Here is a 19,986-nt window from a genome sequence, read left to right as displayed (position 1 = left end):
AATCACGAGACCAGTCGATGACGGAGTCCGTCAATAACGCTAGACGTTAAACCGGAACTCCACCACGTCGCCGTCGCGCATGACGTACTCCTTGCCCTCCATGCGGACCCACCCCTTGGCTTTCGCCTCGGCCATGGAGCCGGCCTCCATCAGCTGGTCGAAGGAGACGATCTCGGCCTTGATGAAGCCGCGCTCGAAGTCGGTGTGGATCACGCCGGCGGCCTGCGGGGCGGTCGCGCCCTTGGGGATCGTCCAGGCGCGGGACTCCTTGGGGCCGGCGGTGAGGTAGGTCTGCAGCCCCAGGGTGTCGAAGCCGACGCGGGCCAGCTGATCCAGGCCCGACTCCTCCTGGCCGGTGCTCTCGAGCATCTCCGCGGCCTCCTCCGCGTCGAGCTCGATGAGCTCGGACTCGAACTTCGCGTCGAGGAAGATCGCTTCGGCGGGAGCGACGAGGTCGCGCAGCTGCTGCTGCATGGCGGTGTCGGCGAGGCCGTCCTCGTCGGTGTTGAAGACGTAGATGAAGGGCTTGGCGGTCATGAGCTGCAGCTCGCGCAGCTGGGTGACGTCGATGCCGGCGTCCTTCGCCCCCTGGTAGAGGGTCTTCCCGGTCTCAAGCAGGGACTTCGCCTTGAGGACGTTCTCGAGCACGGCGGCGTCCAGCAGGCCGCGCTTGGTCTCCTTCTCCAGGCGCTGCATCGAGTTCTCGATGGTCTGGAGATCGGCGAGGATCAGCTCGGTGGTGATGGTCTCCATGTCGCCCGCGGCGTCCTTCGAGCCCTCGACGCGGGTCACGTCGGGGTCGGCGAAGGCGCGGGTGACCTGGCAGATGGCGTCGGCCTCGCGGATACTGGCGAGGAACTTGTTGCCGAGGCCCTCGCCCTCGCTCGCGCCCTTGACGATCCCGGCGATGTCCACGAAGGAGACGGTCGCGGGGACCAGCTTCTCGCTGCCGAAGATGCCCGCGAGCTGCGCGAGCCGCGGGTCGGGCAGGGGCACCACGCCGACGTTGGGGTCGATGGTCGCGAACGGGTAGTTCGCGGCGAGCACCTCGGCGCGAGTCAGGGCGTTGAACAGGGTGGACTTGCCGACGTTGGGCAGTCCGACGATTCCGATAGTGAGAGCCACGGTGCCCGATCCTACGGCGCGCACGGCCCGTGGCGCAGGTCGGGGCCGACGGTCGGGGCGCCCGGCGGGCGCACCTCACACCGTCGGCCCCGGAGCGCGGAGCCGGAGGGCTCAGTAGGCGACGTGGAAGCGGGCGCGGCGATGCGCGGGCTGCTGGATCTCGTCGACGATCGCGACGCCGAGGTCCTCGGCGGAGAGGGCCGAGTTGCCGTCGGCGTCGACGAGGAGCACGTCGTCGCTGGTCCGGTATGCGCCGGTGCGCTCGCCGGGGGCGTAGGCGCCGAAGCCGCCCGCGGGGCTGACGAAGAACCAGTCGAGCCCGGTCTCGTCGGCCCGGAGGTCCTCGAGCACGGCGGTGAGCTCGTTCGCCTCGGCCTTGAAGGCGTCGGGGAAGTCGGGGGTGTCCTGCACCCGCGGACCGCCCTCGGCGACGAGCGTCGAGCCGGCCCCGCCGACGACGCCGAAGCGCGCGCCCTTCTCGCCCGCGAGGCGGGCGACGGTGGCGTAGATGCCGCGCAGGACGCCGGGCTCGGCGAGCTCACCGCGCGGGGCTGAGGCGGCGATGACGACGTCGGCTCCCTCGAGAACCTCGGCGAGCAGCGCCTCGTCCCGCAGGTCCCCCGCGCGGTGCGCGGCGCCGGCGGGGAGCTCCGCCGGGGCGGTGCGGGAGACGGAGAGGACGTCGTGGCCGCGCTGCGCGGCCTCCGTGACGATGCCGGTGCCGGCGTAGCCGGTCCCTCCGAGGACGACAATGCGAGCCATGGGGCTCTACTTCCCGGCACTCCTGGTGCCGATTCGACGAAACGTCCGCGACTTCTGTCATGGACCTCGACGCTCACTGTAGGTAACCTTCTCTCCGCAGGGAAGTACGCACTTTCCGGTAACCACCCCAGGAGCCCCTCATGTCCTCTCTCGCCTATGACCCCTACGTCCACGACTGCCCCTCCAGGCAGCTGCTGGACCGCATCGGTGACCGCTGGACGGTGCTGGTCATCGGCGCCCTCGAGGACGGCCCGCAGCGCTTCTCCCAGCTCGCCCGCCGGGTCGACGGCGTGAGCCAGAAGATGCTCACCCAGACCCTCCGCGCGCTCGAGGCGGACGGGCTGGTGCTGCGCACCGCGCACCCCGAGATCCCTCCGCGGGTCGAGTACGAGCTCACCGAGCTCGGCCGCTCCCTGCTCGAGCCGCTCGGTGCACTCGTGGCCTGGGCGAGCGAGCACATGGGCGAGGTCCACACCTCCCGGGAGCTCGCCGCACAGCGCTGATGGCCTGCCCCGGGCGTGGTGCCCCTCGTCCGTCGGACCTCCGTGATGTGCTGTCGGCATGAGCGGAACACAGATGCTGCTGGTGGGGATCGTGCTGGGCGCACTCCTCGGCGCTGTTGCGACCTGGCTGGTGATGCGGGAGCGCGCGCGCAGCCAGGGGGACGCCTCCACGCAGCTGCTGCGTCTGGCCGACGAGCGCCACGAGCGCGACGCGGCCCGCCGCGATGCCGCGGAGGAGGAGCGTGAGGCCGAGCTGCAGCGGACCCTCGCCCCGATCACCGCGACGCTCGCCCATCTCGAGCGCTCCCTCGCGCGCTCCGAGGCGGCCCGGGTCGAGGCGGAGGGGGCGCTGCGCGCGCATCTCGGCGAGCTGGGCCGTCGGGCGCAGTCGCTCGAGAACGGCACCGCGGCGCTGACCTCGGCGCTGCGGGCGCCGACCGCGCGCGGGCGCTGGGGCGAGGTGCAGCTCCGGCGGATCGTCGAGGCCGCCGGGATGCTCGAGCACGTCGACTTCTCCGAGCAGGCGGCCGGTGCGCGGGCTGACGGGGAGAAGGGACAGCGCCCGGACCTGGTGGTGCGCCTCGCCGGCGAGCGCACCCTGGTCGTCGATGCGAAGGCGCCGATGGACGCCTATCTCGACGCGATCGAGGAGCAGGATCCGAGCCGCGCCCGCACCCGCCGCACCGCCCACGCCCGGGCGCTGCGCCACCACGTGGACCAGATTTCGGCGAAGGCCTACTGGAAGGCGCTCGGGGACACCCCCGAGTTCACGGTCCTGTTCGTGCCGAGCGACGGGGTGCTCGCCGCGGCCCTCGAAACCGCCCCGGACCTGCTCGAGCACGCCTTCGCCCGGGACGTGGTGATCGCCTCCCCCGCGACGCTCATGGCGCTGCTGCGCACGGTCGCGCACACCTGGCGCACCGAGTCCCTCAACCGCGACGCCCGCGAGGTGCTCGAGGCGGGCCGCGAGCTGCACCATCGACTCGGCGTGTTCACGGGACATCTGGGGAAGGTGGGGCGGTCGCTGGACTCCTCAGTCGCGGCGTTCAACGAGGCGGTCGGGTCACTGCAGTCCAGGGTGCTGGTCACCGCGCGACGGTTCGAGGACCTCGGTCTCGCGGGCACCGCCGTCGACGAGGTCGAGCAGCTCACGCGCCGCGCGCGCACGCTCGAGGACGGCGAGATCGCGGGTCTCGCGGATCCGCGCCGCTCGGAACTCGGCCGACGGGGCCGCTCGGCCGGCTGAGCCGCTGCGCGTGACCGGTGAGCGGCGTGCGGTCGCGCCGAAGAACGGCGCAACGGCAGCCCGGTCAGGACTCGGCGGTCGCGCGATCTCCCGAGGGCTTGGTGCGACGGTCGGTCTCGCCCGAGGCCTTCATCTCCTGGCGCAGCTCGCGCGGCAGGGAGAACATGAGGTCCTCGGTCGCGGTGCGGACCGGCTTCACGTCGCCGTAGCCGCGCTCGGCGAGCTCGGCCAGCAGCTCCTGCACCAGCACATCGGGAACGGAGGCGCCGGAGGTGACGCCCACGGTGCCGACGCCTTCGAACCACTCGTCCCGCAGCTCGGAGACGCTGTCGATGCGGTGCGAGGACCGGGCTCCGGCCTCGAGCGCGACCTCCATCAGGCGCACCGAGTTCGAGGAGTTCGGGGAGCCGACCACGAGCACGAGATCCGCATCCGGGGCGATCTTCTTGATCGCGACCTGGCGGTTCTGGGTGGCGTAGCAGATGTCATCGCTCGGCGGGGCCTGCAAGGTCGGGAAACGCTCCTTGAGCCGGTCCACCGTCTCCATCGTCTCGTCGACGCTGAGGGTGGTCTGCGAGAGCCAGACGACCTTCTCCGGGTCGCGGACCGTGACCTTGTGGACGTCCTCGGGCCCGTTGACGATCTGCACGTGCTCAGGTGCCTCGCCGGCGGTGCCCTCGACCTCCTCGTGGCCCTCGTGGCCCACCAGCAGGATGTCGTAGTCCTGGCGGGCGAAGCGCACCGCCTCCTTGTGGACCTTGGTGACCAGCGGGCAGGTCGCGTCGATGGTGCGCAGGTTCCGCTGCTCCGCCATCTCGCGGACCTTCGGGGAGATGCCGTGCGCGGAGAAGATCACGAGCGAGCCTTCTGGCACCTCGTCGACCTCCTCGACGAACACGGCGCCCTTCTCCTTGAGCCGGTCCACCACGAACTTGTTGTGCACGATCTCGTGGCGCACGTACACGGTCTCGTCGTAGTGCTCGAGCGCGCGCTCGACGGCGACGACGGCTCGATCGACGCCCGCGCAGTAGCCGCGGGGCTCGGCAAGGAGGACGGTTCCGCTGTTCACCCCGCCATCGTAGGAGACCCGCACCCCGGGCAGGGAGGCGGTGGGGCGAGACTCACCAACCCTCCACACCGGCCCCGCCCGACGGGCACGTCTCCCCTGCTCGGAGCGTGCTTCGGGTCGATCCTCCCCACACCCCCTCCGTCCACATCGGCACCCGTCGCGACGCCGGCGTGTGGGTCGCGGGTGGCACAGTGGTGCCCATGACCGAGCAGCCCCCGCCCCTCGCCGCGACCGCCGCGCAGACCACCCCGGAGAACCCGTGGCCGCTGCGCCAGCTGTCGGTGAAGGTCGGGGAGTACGTCGCCCGCATGTCGCCGCTGTGGGTCGAGGGCGAGATCGTGCAGCTGAACCGCCGTCCCGGCTCGGGTCTGGCCTTCATGACCCTGCGGGACATCGACGTGGACATGTCCTTCTCCGTCCCCGTGCGGGAGCACGTGCTGCGCGCTCTCCCGGTCGAGCCGGTCGCCGGCGCCCGCGTGGTCATCCACGCGAAGCCCTCCTTCTGGACCAAGCGCGGCACCCTCCAGCTGGAGGCCGACGAGATCCGGCCCGTCGGCCTCGGCGAGCTGCTCGCCCGGCTCGAGCAGCTCAAGCGGACCCTCTCCGCCGAGGGGCTGTTCGAGGCCGGCCGCAAGCAGCCGCTGCCGTTCCTGCCGCAGACCATCGGTCTGATCTGCGGGCGCGAGTCCGCCGCGGAGCGCGACGTCGTCGTCAACGCCCGCCGCCGCTGGCCCGCCGTGCGCTTCGAGATCCGCGAGGTCGCCGTGCAGGGCGCGAAGGCTGTCAAGGAGGTCTCCGCCGCACTGAAGGAGCTCGACGCCGACGAGACGGTCGACGTCATCATCATCTCCCGCGGCGGCGGCTCCCTCGAGGACCTGCTCCCCTTCTCCGACGAGCAGCTGGTGCGCCTGGTCGCCGCGGCCCGCACGCCGATCGTCTCCGCGATCGGCCACGAGGTGGACACCCCGCTGATCGACCTCGCGGCGGACGTCCGCGCCTCGACCCCCACCGACGCCGCCAAGCGCGTGGTACCCGACATCGTCGCCGAGGTCGAGCAGCTGGAACTCGGCCGCACCCGGCTGCGCGCCGCGATCCGCGCCCGGATCGAGCGGGAGCAGTCCGGGCTCGACGCGATGCGCTCGCGGCCCGTGCTCGAGAATCCCTCGAGCATCCTCGCGGGCCGCGAGGACGAGATCCGCTCCCGCATCGCCCTCGCCCGCACCCTCATCGGCTCCCGCCTCGACCGCGCCCGCGACGAGGTCGGCCACCTCGGCGCGCGGGTGCGCTCGCTCAGCCCGCTCGCGACCCTCGAGCGCGGCTACGCCGTGGTCCAGGCGCCCGATGGCACGATCCTGCGCCGTCCCGAGGACTCGACCGTCGGCGACGCCCTCTCCGTCCGTGTGGCGGGAGGCCGCTTCGGCGTGGAGCGCACCGAGACAGACCCCTACACCCCGCCCGCCGCCCCGAAGGAGCAGCCATGAGCCAGAACCCCGAGACGTCCCCCGCCGAAACCGCCCCCATGCCCGAGGACGTCGCGGCGCTGTCCTACGAGGCCGCCCGCGACCAGCTCGTCGAGGTCGTGCGGCGGCTCGAGTCCGGGCAGGGCGGGCTCGAGGACTCGATCGCGCTGTGGGAGCGGGGCGAGATGCTCGCCCGCCGCTGCCAGCAGTGGCTCGACGGCGCCCGCGAGCGTCTCGACGAGGCCGTGGCGGCACGCCGCGGCGGGGAGGGAGCCTCCGCGGCGGAGTGACGTCAGCCGGCAGCCCCGCTCAGGCGACGTCGGCGAGGGCGGCGTCCATCAGCGCGCGCAGCTCCGCATCCTCCACGTCGCCGTGCACCACGAGGCCGAAGCCCTCCCCCTCGCAGGCCAGGGCCCGGACGTCGCTGCCGTCCTGCTCCCCCGTGAGCTGCTGGCAGGAGGCGCCGGCGATCTCCAGCTCCGCCTCCACCACGGCGCCCGGCACGGCGGCGGAGACCAGCGTCGGGCTCAGCTCCGCCTCCTCGGTGAGGGTCACCAGATGCCCGGAGGGAGCGGTGTACTGCACCCGCCAGCTCGGCACCTCGCCCCCGGTGAAGCGGGCATCGCGCTCCGCCCACTCCTCCCCCATCTCCGGGGCGGCGACGGGGAAGTCCGCGGCGTCCTGCGCACGCTCGGCACTCGCGGCGACGTCCAGCTCCGAGTTCTCGAGCACCTGACGGTCGCCGCTGTCCCCCACGCCGAAGAAGGCGATCCCGATGATCACCACGACACCCATGGTGAGCAGCAGCGCCCACACCATGTTGCGCAGCACCGTGTTCTTCCGGGACGGCAGCTCATAGTGGGACTTCTGGGGGGCTTCGGGCGGTTCCTGCATGGACCCATTGTCGCCGTGTCGCCTCGTCCGGCGAAACCTGACATGATCCGGGGGTGACTTCCACCTTCCTCACCGTCGGAGAAGCCCTCACGGACATCGTCGTCTCTGCCGACGGCACGCGCCGCGAGCACCCCGGCGGCTCCCCCCTGAACGTCGCCGTCGCCCTCGGGCGCCTCGGCCACACCTCCCATCTCCTGACCCGTATCGGCGCCGACGCCCGCGGCGACGCGATCCGCGCCCACCTCGAGCAGTCCCGCGTGCAGCTCACCCCGGCGAGCTCGACCGCGGAGCCGACCTCGACCGCCGAGGCAACCCTCGATGCGACCGGCGCCGCGACCTACGTCTTCGACCTGACCTGGGCCCCGGACCCCACGGGCGCCCCGTCGGCCGTCGACGCGGTCCACACCTCGTCGATCGCGGCGGTCCTCGACCCCGGCGCCGCGACCGTCCGGCAGGTGCTGACCGCCGCCCGCGAGACCGCGACCATCAGCTACGACCCGAACGCCCGGCCGAGCCTCATGGGCTCCCCGGAGGGAGTCCGCGCCCGGATCGAGGAGAACCTGCGGCTCTCCGACGTCGTCAAGGCGTCCGACGAGGACGTCGCGTGGCTGTACGGCACCGAGGACATCGAGGACGTCGTCGCGTCCTGGCTCGACCTCGGCCCGCGCCTCGCCGTGATCACCCGCGGCGGCGAGGGCGCCGTCGGCTTCGCCCGCAGCGGCCGCGTGCAGGTCGCGCCCGTCGTCGTCGAGGCCGTCGACACCGTCGGCGCCGGCGACACGTTCTCCGCCGGGATCCTCGACGCGCTCGCCGCGAAGGGGCTCCTCGGCGCCTCGGGGCGCGAGGCGCTCTCAGCCATCCCGTCGGACGACCTCGCGACCGTGCTGCGCCGCGCCGCCGCGCTCGCCGCCATCACCGTCTCGCGCGCGGGAGCGAACCCGCCGTGGAGCCACGAGCTCGCCTGATCCGGCGACCCGACGACCAGACCGCTCACCCCCGAGGGAGGAACCTGATGACCCCGACCACGCCCGCCGCCGCGCAGGACGAGTACCGCATCGAGCACGACACCATGGGTGAGGTGCGCGTCCCCGCGTCCGCCCTGTACCGCGCACAGACCCAGCGCGCCGTCGAGAACTTCCCGATCTCCGGGCAGGGCCTCGAGCCCGCGCACATCCACGCCCTCGCCCAGGTGAAGAAGGCCGCGGCCCGCGCCAACAAGGAGCTCGGCGTCCTCGACGGCGCGATCGCCGACGCGATCGTCGCCGCGGCCGACGAGGTCATCTCCGGCGCCCACGACGACCAGTTCCCGGTCGACACCTACCAGACCGGTTCCGGCACCAGCTCGAACATGAACATGAACGAGGTGCTCGCGACCCTCGCCTCGCGCGGCGACCTCGAGGTGCACCCGAACGATCACGTCAACTGCTCGCAGTCCAGCAACGACGTCTTCCCCACCTCGGTGCACGTGGCCGTCACCGCGGGCGTCGTCGAGCACCTGCTGCCCGCGCTCGCCCACCTCGCCGAGTCCCTCGAGGCCAAGGCCGAGGCGTGGAAGGACGTCGTCAAGTCAGGCCGCACCCACCTCATGGACGCCACCCCGGTCACCCTCGGCCAGGAGTTCGGCGGCTACGCGGCCGCGGTCCGCTACGGCATCGAGCGGGTCGAGGCGGCCCTGCCCCGCACCGCGGAGGTCCCCCAGGGCGGCACCGCCGTCGGCACCGGCATCAACACCCCGCTCGGCTTCCCGCAGAAGGTCATCGCGAACCTCGCCGAGCAGACCTCGCTGCCGCTCACCGAGGCCCGCAACCACTTCGAGGCGCAGTCCGCGCGCGACGGCCTGGTCGAGATGTCCGGCGCGCTGCGCACCATCGCCGTCTCCGTCACCAAGATCTGCAACGACCTGCGCTGGATGGGCTCGGGCCCGAACACCGGCCTCGGCGAGATCGCGATCCCGGACCTCCAGCCCGGTTCCTCGATCATGCCCGGCAAGGTCAACCCCGTCATCCCCGAGGCCGTGCTGATGGTGTGCGCGAAGATCGTCGGGAACGACGCCGCGATCGCCTGGGGCGGCGCGCAGGGCGCCTTCGAGCTCAACGTGCAGATCCCGCTGATGGGCACGAGCCTGCTGGAGTCGATCCGCCTGCTCGCCAACGCCTCCACCGTGCTAGCCGACAAGACGGTGGACGGTCTGGTCGCCAACGAGGAGAAGGCCCGCTTCTACGCGGAGGCCTCCCCGTCGATCGTCACCCCGCTGAACAAGCTGATCGGCTACGAGTCGGCGGCGAAGATCGCCAAGCACGCCGTCGCCGAGCGGATCTCCGTGCGCGAGGCCGTGATCGCGCTGGGCTTCGTCGAGCGCGGCGAGCTGACCGAGGAGCAGCTCGACAGCGCGCTGGATGTGCTGTCGATGACCGCGCCGAGGGCCTGATCGGTGCACGGGTCGTCGTTCCGCTCCACCGCTGGACGGCGACCCGGCGAGGATCCGGCTCCTCGAGAGCGTCGAGCCCATGGTGTCGGACCCTTGACCTGGAGTGCACTCCATGGTCTGGACTGGGCGGCATGTGGATCCTCCTGCTCGCGCCCTTCGCACTCCTCGCCGTGTCCCAGCTCCTCGCCCTCGTCGCCCTGCGGCAGTCCGCTGCCGACGGCGGCCTGAGCGCTGTCGCCCTCGGCGTGCCGGCCGTCGCCTACGCTGCGGCGGCGCTGCTGAGCGTCGCCGTGGTGGTCCTCGCCGCGATCCCGGTCCGGGTGTCGGAGCCGGGTCCTCGCGGGGCGCTGATCGGCCTGGCCGTGCTCAGCGGAGTGCTGATCTGTGCGGCGCCGCTGCTGTGGGGGCGGACGATCGGGGAGTTCCATCTCAGCCATCATCTGGTGCGTGCGGCGGTCGTGGCCGTCTGCCTCGTGCTGTACTCCTGGTATGTCGCTGCCCATCGGTGAGGTCTCGCGTCGCAGCGGGCTCAGCCCGGACGCCCTGCGCTTCTACGAGCGCGAGGGGCTGCTGCCGCCACCTCGGCGCACTGCCGGCGGCGCGCGTCGCTACGACCCCGCCGCCCTGGATCAGCTGCAGGTGATCTCCGCGCTGCGAGCGGTCGGCTTCTCCCTCGACCATGTGCGCAGGCTGCTGGACGCGAAGAGCGGGACCTCCACGGTGCGGGAGCGGATCGCGGCAGCCCGCTCAGCGCTCGACGATCTCGATCTGGCGCTGGACGAGAAGGAGCGGGCACTGTCCGAGGCCCGCGCCCGTCTGCGCGCCTGGCGCGATGAGCTCGACGCCGGCGAGCCCTGGCCCGACACTCCCGTGGACTGCTGAGCCGCCACCACCCGGCTCAGGGGATCGGCTCGTCCAGGACGTGGGTGACCAGCTCCGCCACCTTGGACCGCTCGGAGCGCTGCAGGGTGATGTGGGCGAAGAGGTCCTTCTCCTTGAGCGCCTCGACGACGCTCGCGATCCCGTCGTAGCGGCCGATGCGCAGGTTGTCGCGCTGGGCGACGTCGTGGGTGAGGACGACTCGGGAGTTCTGGCCGATGCGGGAGAGCATCGTCAGCAGGACGTTCCGCTCGAGGGACTGCGCCTCGTCGACGATCACGAAGGCGTCGTGGAGGGAGCGGCCGCGGATGTGGGTCAGCGGGAGGACCTCGAGCATGCCGCGGGAGAGCACCTCGTCGATCACGTTCTGGGAGACCATCGAGCCGAGCGTGTCGAAGACGGCCTGTCCCCAGGGGCCCATCTTCTCGGACTGGTCGCCGGGGAGATAGCCGAGCTCCTGCCCGCCCACGGCGAACAGCGGCCGGAACACCATGATCTTGCGCTGGGTGCGGCGCTCGAGCACGGCCTCGAGGCCGGCGCAGAGGGCCAGGGCGCTCTTGCCCGTGCCGGCGCGGCCGCCGAGGGAGACGATGCCGATCGACTCGTCCTGCAGCAGGTCGATCGCCACGCGCTGCTCGGCGGAGCGGCCGGCGACGCCGAACACGGTCTGATCGCCCTGGACGAGCCGCACCTGCTTGTCGCGGGTGATGCGGCCGAGCGCCGAGCCGCGGGGGCTGGTGATCGTGAGCCCCGTGTGGACCGGCTGGTGCGCGACCTCGGGGATGTCGACGACCTGCCCGTCGTAGAGGTCGGTCATCGTCTGCTCGTCGACGGCGGCGGTGACCATGCCGATGTAGCCGCGGTCGCGGGCGAGCTCGGCGCGATACTCCTCGGCGTGGATGCCGGAGGCGGAGGCCTTGATCCGCATCGGCAGATCCTTCGAGACGAGCACGACATGCTTGCCCTCGAGCTGGAGGTTCTTGGCGACCGCGAGGATGCGGGTGTCATTGTCCCCGAGGCGGAAGCCGTCCGGCAGCGAGGAGGTGTTCATGTGGTTCAGCTCGACGTGGACGTGCCCGCCGTCCTTGCCGATCGGCAGCGGCACCGAGAGGTTGCCGTGCAGCTCGCGCAGGTCGTCGAGGATGCGCAGCGCCTGGCGGGCGAAGTAGCCGAGGTCGGGATGGTGACGCTTGGCCTCGAGCTCGGTGACGACCACGATCGGCAGCACGATGTCGTGCTCGGCGAAGCGGTGCAGCGAGAGCGGGTCCGAGAGCAGCACGGAGGTGTCCAGCACGTAGGTGATCACGCCGGTCTCGACGCCGTCGAGCACCTGCTGGGCGCTGCCGGGGCGTAACGAGGGCACCACCGGCGAGCCGTCCCGGTTGGCCGCGCCGATCACCCCCCTGTCCAGATCGGTGCTGGTGGTGATGATCTGATCCATCGGAGCCTCCCCGAATTGCGCGGATGACTGGACCTTAGCCCCCCGCGCACGCGATGTCGGGCGCGTCACACCGCGCGGCGCGGGGACGTTCACCGAATTGTCATCTGGGAGGTCCTGGGCTCAGGCCCCGAAACGCCGCTCCCGACGGCAGAACTCGCGCAATGCGCGCAGCAGGTCGATGCGACGGAATCCCGGCCAGTAGGTCTCGCAGAACCAGAACTCGGAGTGCACGGACTGCCAGAGCAGGAAGCCGGAGAGGCGCTGCTCCCCGGAGGTGCGGATGATGAGGTCGGGGTCGGGCTGGCCGCGGGTGTAGAGGTGCTCCGCGATGGAGCCGACACTGATGGCGTCCGCGATCTCGTCGGCCCCGAGCCCGGCGGAGCCGAGGTCGCGGACCAGCTCCCGCACCGCGTCGACGATCTCCTCGCGGCCGCCGTAGCCGATCGCGACGTTGACGGTGAGGCGGGAGTCGACGCTCGCCGCACCGCGCAGCTCCTCGAGGTGCTCCCGGATCCGTTCGGGCAGGGCGTCGGCGTTGCCCGTGAGGCGCACGCAGTGGCCGGCGGCGGTGATCTGCTGGACCGTGTCCGCGATGATGGCGTAGAGCGCCTCGAGCTCCTCGGGCGGGCGGCGGAGGTTGTCGGTCGAGAGCATCCACACGGTGACGAGCGGGATCTCCAGGGCCTCGCACCAGGACAGGAACTCGACGATCTTCGCGGCCCCCACGCGATGGCCCTGCTCGGTGGTGGCGCCGGCGGCCTTCGCCCAGCGGCGGTTGCCGTCGACGATGATCCCGAGATGCTGCGGCAGCGAGAACGCCTCGAGCTCGCGCATCAGGCGCCGCTCGTAGATCGTGTGGAGCAGTCCGTGCTCGGCCATCGCCACCTCCGCTCCCCGACGTCGCACCCGCCCATTATCGACGACGCGGGCGCCTGGGCGGGCAGTTCGCCGCGGCGCTCGCCGAATCCTCACGGGATGCGCACAGCCCGGGGCCCCCTGCGGTTACGGGTCCGTAGGTTACGCTTCCGTCATGAACACCGGCATCGACCCCTCGGCCCCCACGGCCCCGGCCCCCGCGGTCGACGAGGACCTGCCCACGGCCGACACCCACCCCTTCGCCCCGCGCACCTTCACCCGCGCGATGGCGGCCCGGGCGCGCACTCTCGGGCTGCAGCCGCCGAAGCCCCGGCTCCGCGGCATGCTCCACCTGATCGCCTTCCCGACCACCCTCGTGATCGGCCTGGTCCTCGTCGCGCTCGGGGACACGCTGACGATCCGGCTGGCCTGCGCGGTCTTCGTGCTCACCGCGAGCCTGCTGTTCGGGATCAGCGCCGTCTACCATCGCGGCACCTGGTCGCCGCGGCGCGCGATCATGCTGCGCCGCTTCGACCACGCGAACATCTTCCTGATCATCGCCGGCACCTACACGCCGATCGCCGCCGCGCTGCTCGAGCCCCGCCAGGCGCTGACCCTGCTCGCAATCGCGTGGGGCGGCGCCCTCGTGGGCGTGTGCTTCCGGATCTTCTGGACCGGAGCGCCGCGCTGGCTGTACGTGCCGGCGTACATCGCGCTCGGCTGGGTCGCGGTCTTCTACATGCCCGAGCTGCACGCGTCGGGCGGCTGGCCCGTGGTGATCCTGCTGGCGGCGGGCGGCGTCGCCTACACGGCGGGCGCCGTGGTCTACGGGCTCAAGCGGCCGAACCCGTCCTTCGCCTGGTTCGGCTTCCACGAGATCTTCCACGCCGGCACGATCGCCGGCTTCGGCTGCCACTTCGCAGCGGTTGCGGTGGCCGTGATCTGAGGGCTCGCCTCAGCGCTGCGGATCCTCCGGAGCCGACGGGGGCTCCTCGGCCCCGCGCTCCAGCGCCTCCGCCGACGGGCTCCGCTCCGCCGCGGGCTCCTCGGCCCGGGGCTCCGTCTCCTCCGCCGACGAGCTCACCTCCGCCGACGGGCCCCGCTCCGCCGCGGCCCGCTCCTGCTCCTGCTCTTCCCGCATTCGCTCCTCGACGCGCGCCCGCGCCTGGATGCGGCGCGTCCGCCGCGAGAGGTCCACGGCCAGGAGCACCACGACCACCGCGAGGACGAAGGCCGCGAAGAACCCGGGCAGTCCCGGCGAGACGGTCACGGAGTTCATCTCCCCGCCGTCGGAGGGGGCGGCGAGCACCTCGCCGAGAACGAGCAGCGTCTCTGCACCGGTCACGGGCGGGCCTCCAGCGTCTCGTGGCGGAGTCCCGCGAACAGATCATCCTCGGGCAGGCGCACCCCGATGCGGGAGATGTGCAGCTCGTAGTCGTCGGTGCCCCAGGCCACCGTCTCCACCTCGTGCGGCACCTGGAAGAACAGGCCCTCCGGGTCGACCTGCGTGGCATGGGCGCGCAGCGCCTCGTCCCGCACGGTGAGGTAGTCGCGCACGTCCACCCTGGTCGTGAGCAGCCGGTCCCGGCTCTCGTCGTAGCGCGCCAGCATCTGCTCGAGGGACTCCTGGCGGATGCCCTGGGAGATCAGATGCCGGTTGATCGCCGAGAACCGCTGCCGGTTGAACCCATTGATGTAGTAGAGCTTCGCGACCTCCCACGGCTCGCCGAGCTCCGGGGCGTAGTCCGGATCGGCGGCGAGGTCGAAGGCGGCGAGGCTGATGCGGTGGACCTGGATGTGGTCCGGATGCGGGTAGCCGCCGTTCTCGTCGTACGTGGTCATCACGTGCGGGCGGAGCCGGCGCAGCGCCTCGACGAGAGGTCGGGCGGCCTCCTCGACGGGGAGCGCCGCGAAGCTGCCCTCGGGCAGCGGGGGCAGCGGATCCCCCTCGGGCAGGCCCGAGTCGACGAAGCCGAGCCACTCGTGGTCCACGCCCAGGATCTCCTGCGCGCGCGCCATCTCCCGTCGACGCACCGCGGGGAGGTCGCGGGCGATCTCCTCGTCACCCTGCAGCCGCGGGTTGAGGATGTCGCCGCGCTCGCCGCCGGTGCAGGTGATGACCGTGACCTGGACGCCCTCGCGGGCGTAGCGCGCGGTCGAGCCGGCGCCCTTGGAGGACTCGTCGTCCGGATGGGCGTGGACGGCGACCAGACGCAGGGTCTCGTCGGGGGCGGGCAGCTGGACGCTCACGTCTCTCCTCAGGGTCCGGGGCGGGGCCCGGGCACGGGACTCGCCAGCGCCCGATCGTACGCCACGGTCCCGAGCGGAGTCCCGGGCAGGGTCTGGGAGACTGGACGCCATGAGCTCCGTCCCCTCCCGCCCGACCGATCGCTACGGCGCCCCGCTGGTCTCCCGGCGCACGGCCCGGATCCTGGGCGCCGTCACGGCCGTGCTCTTCGTCCTCGGCGTGATCGTGGTGGGAACGTGGATCTCGCGCACCCCGGTGCGCTACGACCTCGTCTCCTACGAGCACCTCGCCGACGATCGCCTCGAGGCCACCTTCGCGGTGACGATGCCTCCGGGCACCGCGGCGGACTGCCAAGTGCAGGCCCTCAACGAGGGACGCGCCCAGGTGGGCTTCGTGGAGGTGCGGATCCAGGCGCAGACGGAGCGCACCACCTCGCACACCGTCGAGATCTCGACGCAGGGCAGCGCCGTGTCCGCCGAGGTCATCGGATGCGATCCGGTGTAGGATGCTCCGATACCGGTTTCCGGACCGGTCATCATCACCCGACCACGGGGCGCATGAGCACATGTGCCCCGTTCTTCGCGTCAGGGGCGTTTCCGCCCCGGCGCCCGAGGGACCACTGACAAGGAGTGAACCCATGAGCAGCCAGCCGAATGGCGCCTGGCTCACCCAGGATGCCTACGACCGCCTCGTCAAGGAGCTCGCCGAGCTCGAGGGGCCCCGTCGCACCGAGATCGCCGAGCGCATCGCCGCGGCCCGGGACGAGGGCGACCTCAAGGAGAACGGCGGCTACCACGCGGCCCGCGAGGAGCAGGGCATGAACGAGGCCCGCATCACGGACCTCAAGCGCCTGCTCAAGGACGCCGTGGTGGGAGAGGCCCCGAAGGACGACGGCGTGGTCGAGCCCGGCATGGTCGTCACGATCACCATGGCCGGCAAGGAGCGCACCTTCCTGCTGGGCAACCGCGAGATCGCCGAGGGGACCGATCTCGAGGTCTTCTCGAGCGACTCGCCGCTGGGGTCCGCGATCCACGGCTCGAAGGTCGGCGACTCCGTCGACTACACCGCGCCGAACGGCAAGTCCCTGCCGATCGAGATCAAGGCCGCCACGCCCTACGTGCCCTGATCCCCCGATCCGACCGGACCGCCCGGGGAGGCGGTCCGGTCGGATCCCCCGCTTCCGGAGGCCACCGGTTCCCGACGCTCAGGCGTCGGAGCCGGTGGCCTTCTGCACGACGGCCTGGGTCGCGCGGCGCACCGGGTTCTCGGGGCGGGGGTCCTGTTCGGCGGCGGTGACCCGGCCGCGGCGCAGCGCCTCGAAGTGCGCGGCGGCGGCCTTGTCCACGCCCAGCTCGGGGCTGGGATCGCGGCCGACGACGTGCAGCAGGGTGGCGTTGACGAAGGCGATCAGCGGGATGGCGAAGAGGGCACCGGGGATGCCGGCCACCATCGCGCCGCCCGCGACGCCGAGGAAGACGGCGAGCGGGTGCAGCTCGACGGCCTTGCCCATGAGGAAGGGCTGGAGGACGTTGCCCTCGAGCTGCTGCACGGCGAGCACCACGGCGAGCATGATCAGCGCGCCGACCCAGCTGTTCAGCACGAGCACGAGGAGCACGGCGATCGCTCCGGAGATCACCGCGCCGACCAGCGGGATGAAGGAGAACATGAAGACCAGCAGCCAGATCGGGACGGCGTAGGAGCCGAGGCCGAGGCCGAGCATGCCGATCGCAATGCCGGTCGCATCGACCGCGGCGACCAGGATCTGGGTGCGGACGTACGCCGAGAGGGCTTTCCAACCGCGGCGCACCGCCTCATGGGTGGGCACGCGCGCTTCGGGCGGCAGCAGGCCGACCACCCAGCGCCACACCGTCGACCCGCTCGAGAGCAGGAAGAACAGGGTGAACAGGGTGACGATGATGCCGGTGGCGAGGTTGCCGAGCACGGCGGCCGTGGACAGCGCCGAGTTCACCAGCTGGTCGGCGTTCTGCTGCAGCTGGGCGAGGCCCTCGTCGATCGCGGCTTCGATCGTCGAGTTGCCGATGTTGAAGGTCGTGGTCACCCAGTTCATGACCGCCTGGAAGCCGGCGATCGCCTGGGTCTGGATGGAGCCCCACTGCGCGATCAACTGCCGTCCGGCGAGGGTGAACATGCCCGCGATGACGAGCAGCAGGCCCAGCAGCGCCACCCCGCTCGCGGCGCCCCGGCCGAGGAAGGTGTAGCGCGTGAGCGCCTTGACCACGGGGGTCAGCATCACGGCGAGCAGGATCGCGATGAGCACGGGGATCATCAGGCCCGAGACCTGGATCAGGCCCCACATCAGCAGCGCGCCGGCCGCGACGATCACCAGCAGCCGCCAGGACCATGCCGACAGCCGACGGATGCCGATGGGGATCTCGGCGACCTCCTGGGCGATCGCGGGTCGCCTCTCGCTCGGGCGCAGCTTCGACATCGTCTTCCCTCCTCCGGGCCGGTGCGGCCACCCGCACACTCTACGGGGCGCTAGGGTCCGACGAAGGTCGCCCCCGCGCTGGCCGAGCGACGGTGCGGGGCCCTCTCCCCCGCCGATAGCGTGACCCCATGCACAGCGATCCAGCCCCCGCCTTCTCCCTGCGCGGCCTGCGCAAGTCCTTCGGCGGCACGGAGGTGGTCCACGGGATTTCCCTGGACGTCCCGCGCGGCTCCTTCTACGGCATCGTCGGACCCAACGGCGCCGGCAAGACCACCACGCTGTCGATGGCGACGGGACTGCTGCGCCCGGACGACGGCACCGCTGAGGTGCTCGGCGTGGACATGTGGGCGGAGCCCGAGAGGGCGAAGGCTCATCTCGGGGTGCTGGCCGACGGTCTGCGCACCTTCGACCGCCTGACCGGCCGGGAGCTGCTGACCTACGTGGGCCTGATCCGCGGCATGGAGCCCGCGATCGTCGAGGAGCGCACGGACTCCCTGCTCGCGGCCTTCGACCTCGCCGGGGAGGACGGCAAGCTGGTCGTCGACTACTCCGCGGGCATGACCAAGAAGATCCTGCTCGCCTGCGCCCTGCTGCACGCCCCGCGGCTGCTGGTCCTCGACGAGCCGCTCGAGGCCGTCGACCCGGTCTCCGCCCAGGTGATCCGCACGGTGCTCACCTCCTACGTCGCGGGCGGCGGCACGGTCGTGCTCTCGAGCCACGTGATGGAGCTGGTGGAGGGCCTCTGCTCGCACGTCGCGATCATCGCCGGCGGCGAGCTGCGTGCCGCGGGCACCCTCGACGAGGTCCGTCGCGGCGGCAGCCTCGTGCAGACGTTCATCGACCTGGTCGGCGGCGGCGAGGTCGCGGAGGGGAGCCTGGCGTGGCTGCAGTCCTGACCCCTGACGCCGTCGAGCACGGCACCGTCCCCGCGCGCGACCTGATCCGGCTGTCCCTGCGCTTGAAGTGGACGCTGTGGAAGCGGTCGTACCGCAAGAACGTCGGCAAGATCGTCGGCGTCTCGATCGGCGTGCTGTACGCCCTCGGCGGCCTCGGTCTGCTGGTCTTCCTCTTCCTCAGCACCACGGTGCTCTCCGGCGAGGGCTCCCTCTTCCCGATGATCGCGCGCGGCCTGGGCGTGCTCACCGTGCTGCTGTGGTTCCTGATCCCGGTGTTCGCCTTCGGGCTCGATGACACCCTCGACCCGCGCGCCTTCGCGGTCTACCCGCGCTCCGCGAAGGAGCTGCAGCCGGGCATGCTCGCGGCCGCCGTGCTGTCGATCCCCAGCCTGTTCACCCTCGCCGCCCTGCTCATCGCCACGGTCTTCGAGGCGCTGTGGCTGGTGCTCTACGGCCCCGGGGCCGTCGGCATCGCCACCGGGCTGATCGCCCTGCTGCCCGCGAACCTCGCGGGCTTCGTCCTCTGCCTGCTGCTGCCCCGCGCCTGGTTCGCGCACTCCGCGGCCCGCTCCAGCTCCCGCTCCGGCCGGGAGATCGGCGGGGTGATCGGGATGATGGTCATGTTCGCGGCGATCTACGGCTTCTCCCTGGGGGCGCAGCGGATCGGCGATATCGACGGCGCGATGCTCATGCGCTGGCTGCCCCGCGTGATCGAGGGATTCACCTGGACGCCCTTCGGCGCACTGTTCGCGGTGCCGATGGACCTCGCCGAGGGCCGCTGGCTGACCGGACTGCTGCGCGCAGTGATCGGCGCGGCGGCGATCGTGCTGACCTGGCTGTGGTGGCGCCGCTCCATCGACATGTCGCTCACCTCGGCGCTCACCGGAGATGCCTCCTCGGGGAGCACGAAGGTCACCTCGCTGGTGCCGCGCTTCGTCCCCGCCGGCCCCTTCGGCGCCTCGATGGGCCGCGCCCTGCGCTACTGGCGGCGCGACACCCGCTATCTCGCGGCGATCGGCATCTACCCGCTGATCGTGGTGTTCCTCGCGGCGATGGGGCTGATGCTCCCCGAGTCCCGCCCGATGATGATGGGCATGGCCGTGTTCATGGCCGGGCTCAGCGGCATCAGCCTCTCGAACGAGCTGGGCTTCGACGGTCCCGCCGGCTGGGTGCAGATCGTCTCGGGGATGCCCGCGCGGGCGAACCTCCTGGGCCGCGTCGCGGCGATGGCGCTGATCATGGTCCCGCCGCTGATGGTGGTGATGATCGTGCTGCCGCTCCTGTACGGGCTGCCGTCGCTGATCCCGCTGGTGATGATGGCCTCGTTCGGCACGATGCTCGGAGCCTGGGGCCTGTCGATGCTGATCTCGGTGCTGATGCCCTACCCGTCCTCCGCGCCGGGCACCAACCCGATGAAGGACAAGTCCGCCTCGAGCGCCAACGCCATGCTATCGATGGGCATCGCGATGGTCGCGATCTTCATCCCGCAGCTGCCGACGATCGGCGTCGGCATCTGGGGCGTCGTCGTCGGGAGCCTCCCGCTGCAGCTGCTCGCGGGCGCCCTGTCGCTGATCCTCGGCGGCCTCGCCTTCTGGATCGGGATGCGCCTCGCGACGGCGCGCCTGGACGCGCGCTACCCGGACCTCTTCCAGAAGGTCAGGGACCACATCTAGGTGCGGGGGCAAGGGCGAAGAACCCCCGAAACAAGGCGAAATTCATACGATAAGCCCC

Annotated in this window: 22 protein-coding genes; 13 read left to right on the top strand and 9 right to left on the bottom strand. The window is 71.7% G+C overall.

Annotation, left to right across the window (positions count from 1 at the left end):
- Positions 1-39: 39 nt before the first annotated feature.
- Positions 40-1,125: a redox-regulated ATPase YchF gene (gene ychF, locus V1258_RS07640; protein ID WP_329749071.1), complete on the bottom strand. Its 1,086-nt coding sequence runs from the start codon at positions 1,123-1,125 to the stop codon at positions 40-42.
- A gap of 111 nt (positions 1,126-1,236) precedes the next feature.
- Positions 1,237-1,887 (bottom strand): NAD(P)-dependent oxidoreductase, encoded by a 651-nt coding sequence (locus tag V1258_RS07635; protein WP_329749070.1) that lies wholly within the window; start codon positions 1,885-1,887, stop codon positions 1,237-1,239.
- Between the two features lie 140 nt (positions 1,888-2,027).
- Here V1258_RS07635 and V1258_RS07630 point away from each other — a divergent pair, with 140 nt between their 5' ends.
- Both V1258_RS07630 and V1258_RS07625 read left to right on the top strand, forming a co-directional pair.
- On the top strand, positions 2,028-2,390 hold the full coding sequence (locus V1258_RS07630) for a winged helix-turn-helix transcriptional regulator (RefSeq protein ID WP_329749069.1): 363 nt from the start codon (positions 2,028-2,030) through the stop codon (positions 2,388-2,390).
- 58 nt (positions 2,391-2,448) lie between these two features.
- Positions 2,449-3,636 carry a DNA recombination protein RmuC gene (locus V1258_RS07625; protein WP_329749068.1) on the top strand — a complete coding sequence of 396 codons (1,188 nt, stop codon included), beginning with the start codon at positions 2,449-2,451 and terminating at the stop codon, positions 3,634-3,636.
- Between the two features lie 64 nt (positions 3,637-3,700).
- Here the strand turns inward: V1258_RS07625 and V1258_RS07620 are convergent, their stop codons facing one another.
- The gene (locus V1258_RS07620) at positions 3,701-4,705 is read right to left on the bottom strand and encodes a 4-hydroxy-3-methylbut-2-enyl diphosphate reductase (RefSeq protein WP_329749067.1); all 1,005 of its coding nucleotides are present in this window, start codon (positions 4,703-4,705) and stop codon (positions 3,701-3,703) included.
- 200 nt (positions 4,706-4,905) lie between these two features.
- On the opposite strand from V1258_RS07620, the gene xseA reads away from it, so the two are divergent.
- Together xseA and V1258_RS07610 are read left to right on the top strand one after the other, a co-directional pair.
- Positions 4,906-6,186 (top strand): exodeoxyribonuclease VII large subunit, encoded by a 1,281-nt coding sequence (gene xseA / locus V1258_RS07615; RefSeq protein ID WP_329749066.1) that lies wholly within the window; start codon positions 4,906-4,908, stop codon positions 6,184-6,186.
- Entirely contained in the window at positions 6,183-6,455 is a 273-nt protein-coding gene (locus V1258_RS07610; RefSeq protein WP_329749065.1) for an exodeoxyribonuclease VII small subunit, read from the top strand. The genes xseA and V1258_RS07610 overlap by 4 nt, the downstream gene beginning before the upstream one ends.
- A gap of 19 nt (positions 6,456-6,474) precedes the next feature.
- Here the strand turns inward: V1258_RS07610 and V1258_RS07605 are convergent, their stop codons facing one another.
- Positions 6,475-7,059 carry a DUF4245 domain-containing protein gene (locus V1258_RS07605; protein ID WP_329749064.1) on the bottom strand — a complete coding sequence of 195 codons (585 nt, stop codon included), beginning with the start codon at positions 7,057-7,059 and terminating at the stop codon, positions 6,475-6,477.
- Between the two features lie 53 nt (positions 7,060-7,112).
- Between V1258_RS07605 and V1258_RS07600 the strand changes: the two genes are divergently transcribed.
- From V1258_RS07600 to V1258_RS07585, 4 genes are all read left to right on the top strand, one after another.
- The gene (locus tag V1258_RS07600; RefSeq protein WP_329749063.1) at positions 7,113-8,024 is read left to right on the top strand and encodes a carbohydrate kinase family protein; all 912 of its coding nucleotides are present in this window, start codon (positions 7,113-7,115) and stop codon (positions 8,022-8,024) included.
- A 47-nt stretch (positions 8,025-8,071) separates the two neighbouring features.
- Positions 8,072-9,487, top strand: a complete 1,416-nt coding sequence (locus V1258_RS07595; RefSeq protein WP_329749062.1) for a class II fumarate hydratase — start codon at positions 8,072-8,074, stop codon at positions 9,485-9,487.
- A gap of 131 nt (positions 9,488-9,618) precedes the next feature.
- Positions 9,619-9,996: a hypothetical protein gene (locus V1258_RS07590; RefSeq protein WP_329749061.1), complete on the top strand. Its 378-nt coding sequence runs from the start codon at positions 9,619-9,621 to the stop codon at positions 9,994-9,996.
- Positions 9,977-10,369 (top strand): helix-turn-helix domain-containing protein, encoded by a 393-nt coding sequence (locus V1258_RS07585; RefSeq protein WP_329749060.1) that lies wholly within the window; start codon positions 9,977-9,979, stop codon positions 10,367-10,369. The genes V1258_RS07590 and V1258_RS07585 overlap by 20 nt, the downstream gene beginning before the upstream one ends.
- 16 nt (positions 10,370-10,385) lie before the next feature.
- On the opposite strand, the gene V1258_RS07580 is transcribed toward V1258_RS07585, so the two are convergent.
- Together V1258_RS07580 and V1258_RS07575 are read right to left on the bottom strand one after the other, a co-directional pair.
- Positions 10,386-11,807 carry a PhoH family protein gene (locus V1258_RS07580; protein WP_329749059.1) on the bottom strand — a complete coding sequence of 474 codons (1,422 nt, stop codon included), beginning with the start codon at positions 11,805-11,807 and terminating at the stop codon, positions 10,386-10,388.
- Positions 11,808-11,927: 120 nt separating this feature from the next.
- Positions 11,928-12,686 carry an isoprenyl transferase gene (locus V1258_RS07575; protein ID WP_329749058.1) on the bottom strand — a complete coding sequence of 253 codons (759 nt, stop codon included), beginning with the start codon at positions 12,684-12,686 and terminating at the stop codon, positions 11,928-11,930.
- A gap of 151 nt (positions 12,687-12,837) precedes the next feature.
- Between V1258_RS07575 and trhA the strand changes: the two genes are divergently transcribed.
- Complete coding sequence (gene trhA / locus V1258_RS07570) at positions 12,838-13,608, top strand: PAQR family membrane homeostasis protein TrhA (protein WP_329749057.1); 771 nt, start codon at positions 12,838-12,840, stop codon at positions 13,606-13,608.
- Positions 13,609-13,617: 9 nt separating this feature from the next.
- Here trhA and V1258_RS07565 read toward each other — a convergent pair whose 3' ends face one another.
- Together V1258_RS07565 and mca are read right to left on the bottom strand one after the other, a co-directional pair.
- A complete protein-coding gene (locus tag V1258_RS07565; RefSeq protein ID WP_329749056.1) occupies positions 13,618-14,007 on the bottom strand; it encodes a hypothetical protein in 390 nt (129 codons plus the stop codon).
- Complete coding sequence (mca, locus tag V1258_RS07560) at positions 14,004-14,912, bottom strand: mycothiol conjugate amidase Mca (protein WP_329749055.1); 909 nt, start codon at positions 14,910-14,912, stop codon at positions 14,004-14,006. Before mca ends, V1258_RS07565 begins: the two co-directional genes overlap by 4 nt.
- 109 nt (positions 14,913-15,021) lie before the next feature.
- Here mca and V1258_RS07555 point away from each other — a divergent pair, with 109 nt between their 5' ends.
- A complete protein-coding gene (locus V1258_RS07555; RefSeq protein WP_329749054.1) occupies positions 15,022-15,414 on the top strand; it encodes a DUF4307 domain-containing protein in 393 nt (130 codons plus the stop codon).
- Between the two features lie 133 nt (positions 15,415-15,547).
- Entirely contained in the window at positions 15,548-16,036 is a 489-nt protein-coding gene (greA, locus tag V1258_RS07550) for a transcription elongation factor GreA (protein ID WP_329749053.1), read from the top strand.
- A gap of 78 nt (positions 16,037-16,114) precedes the next feature.
- On the opposite strand, the gene V1258_RS07545 is transcribed toward greA, so the two are convergent.
- On the bottom strand, positions 16,115-17,359 hold the full coding sequence (locus V1258_RS07545; RefSeq protein WP_329749052.1) for an AI-2E family transporter: 1,245 nt from the start codon (positions 17,357-17,359) through the stop codon (positions 16,115-16,117).
- 128 nt (positions 17,360-17,487) lie between these two features.
- Between V1258_RS07545 and V1258_RS07540 the strand changes: the two genes are divergently transcribed.
- Together V1258_RS07540 and V1258_RS07535 are read left to right on the top strand one after the other, a co-directional pair.
- Positions 17,488-18,255, top strand: coding sequence for an ABC transporter ATP-binding protein (locus V1258_RS07540; RefSeq protein ID WP_329749051.1), 768 nt, complete (start codon positions 17,488-17,490; stop codon positions 18,253-18,255).
- Entirely contained in the window at positions 18,240-19,928 is a 1,689-nt protein-coding gene (locus tag V1258_RS07535) for a hypothetical protein (protein ID WP_329749050.1), read from the top strand. The genes V1258_RS07540 and V1258_RS07535 overlap by 16 nt, the downstream gene beginning before the upstream one ends.
- Positions 19,929-19,986: the final 58 nt, after the last annotated feature.

Origin of the sequence: Brachybacterium sp. J153 (genome assembly GCF_036311905.1) — a bacterium.
GTDB lineage: Bacteria > Actinomycetota > Actinomycetes > Actinomycetales > Dermabacteraceae > Brachybacterium.
The sequence above is the reverse complement of the archived record's forward strand: the minus strand, read 5'-3'. Positions and strand labels throughout refer to the sequence as shown.

Excerpts from the sequence above, each read along its gene's own strand:
- V1258_RS07635 (WP_329749070.1), bottom strand. The coding sequence starts at position 1,887 with ATGGCTCGCATTGTCGTCCTCGGAGGGACCGGCTACGCCGGCACCGGC.
- V1258_RS07630 (WP_329749069.1), top strand. The coding sequence starts at position 2,028 with ATGTCCTCTCTCGCCTATGACCCCTACGTCCACGACTGCCCCTCCAGG.
- V1258_RS07625 (WP_329749068.1), top strand. The coding sequence starts at position 2,449 with ATGAGCGGAACACAGATGCTGCTGGTGGGGATCGTGCTGGGCGCACTC.
- xseA (WP_329749066.1), top strand. The coding sequence starts at position 4,906 with ATGACCGAGCAGCCCCCGCCCCTCGCCGCGACCGCCGCGCAGACCACC.
- V1258_RS07610 (WP_329749065.1), top strand. The coding sequence starts at position 6,183 with ATGAGCCAGAACCCCGAGACGTCCCCCGCCGAAACCGCCCCCATGCCC.
- V1258_RS07605 (WP_329749064.1), bottom strand. The coding sequence starts at position 7,059 with ATGCAGGAACCGCCCGAAGCCCCCCAGAAGTCCCACTATGAGCTGCCG.
- V1258_RS07595 (WP_329749062.1), top strand. The coding sequence starts at position 8,072 with ATGACCCCGACCACGCCCGCCGCCGCGCAGGACGAGTACCGCATCGAG.
- V1258_RS07590 (WP_329749061.1), top strand. The coding sequence starts at position 9,619 with ATGTGGATCCTCCTGCTCGCGCCCTTCGCACTCCTCGCCGTGTCCCAG.
- V1258_RS07585 (WP_329749060.1), top strand. The coding sequence starts at position 9,977 with ATGTCGCTGCCCATCGGTGAGGTCTCGCGTCGCAGCGGGCTCAGCCCG.
- V1258_RS07580 (WP_329749059.1), bottom strand. The coding sequence starts at position 11,807 with ATGGATCAGATCATCACCACCAGCACCGATCTGGACAGGGGGGTGATC.
- V1258_RS07575 (WP_329749058.1), bottom strand. The coding sequence starts at position 12,686 with ATGGCCGAGCACGGACTGCTCCACACGATCTACGAGCGGCGCCTGATG.
- trhA (WP_329749057.1), top strand. The coding sequence starts at position 12,838 with ATGAACACCGGCATCGACCCCTCGGCCCCCACGGCCCCGGCCCCCGCG.
- V1258_RS07555 (WP_329749054.1), top strand. The coding sequence starts at position 15,022 with ATGAGCTCCGTCCCCTCCCGCCCGACCGATCGCTACGGCGCCCCGCTG.
- greA (WP_329749053.1), top strand. The coding sequence starts at position 15,548 with ATGAGCAGCCAGCCGAATGGCGCCTGGCTCACCCAGGATGCCTACGAC.
- V1258_RS07545 (WP_329749052.1), bottom strand. The coding sequence starts at position 17,359 with ATGTCGAAGCTGCGCCCGAGCGAGAGGCGACCCGCGATCGCCCAGGAG.
- V1258_RS07540 (WP_329749051.1), top strand. The coding sequence starts at position 17,488 with ATGCACAGCGATCCAGCCCCCGCCTTCTCCCTGCGCGGCCTGCGCAAG.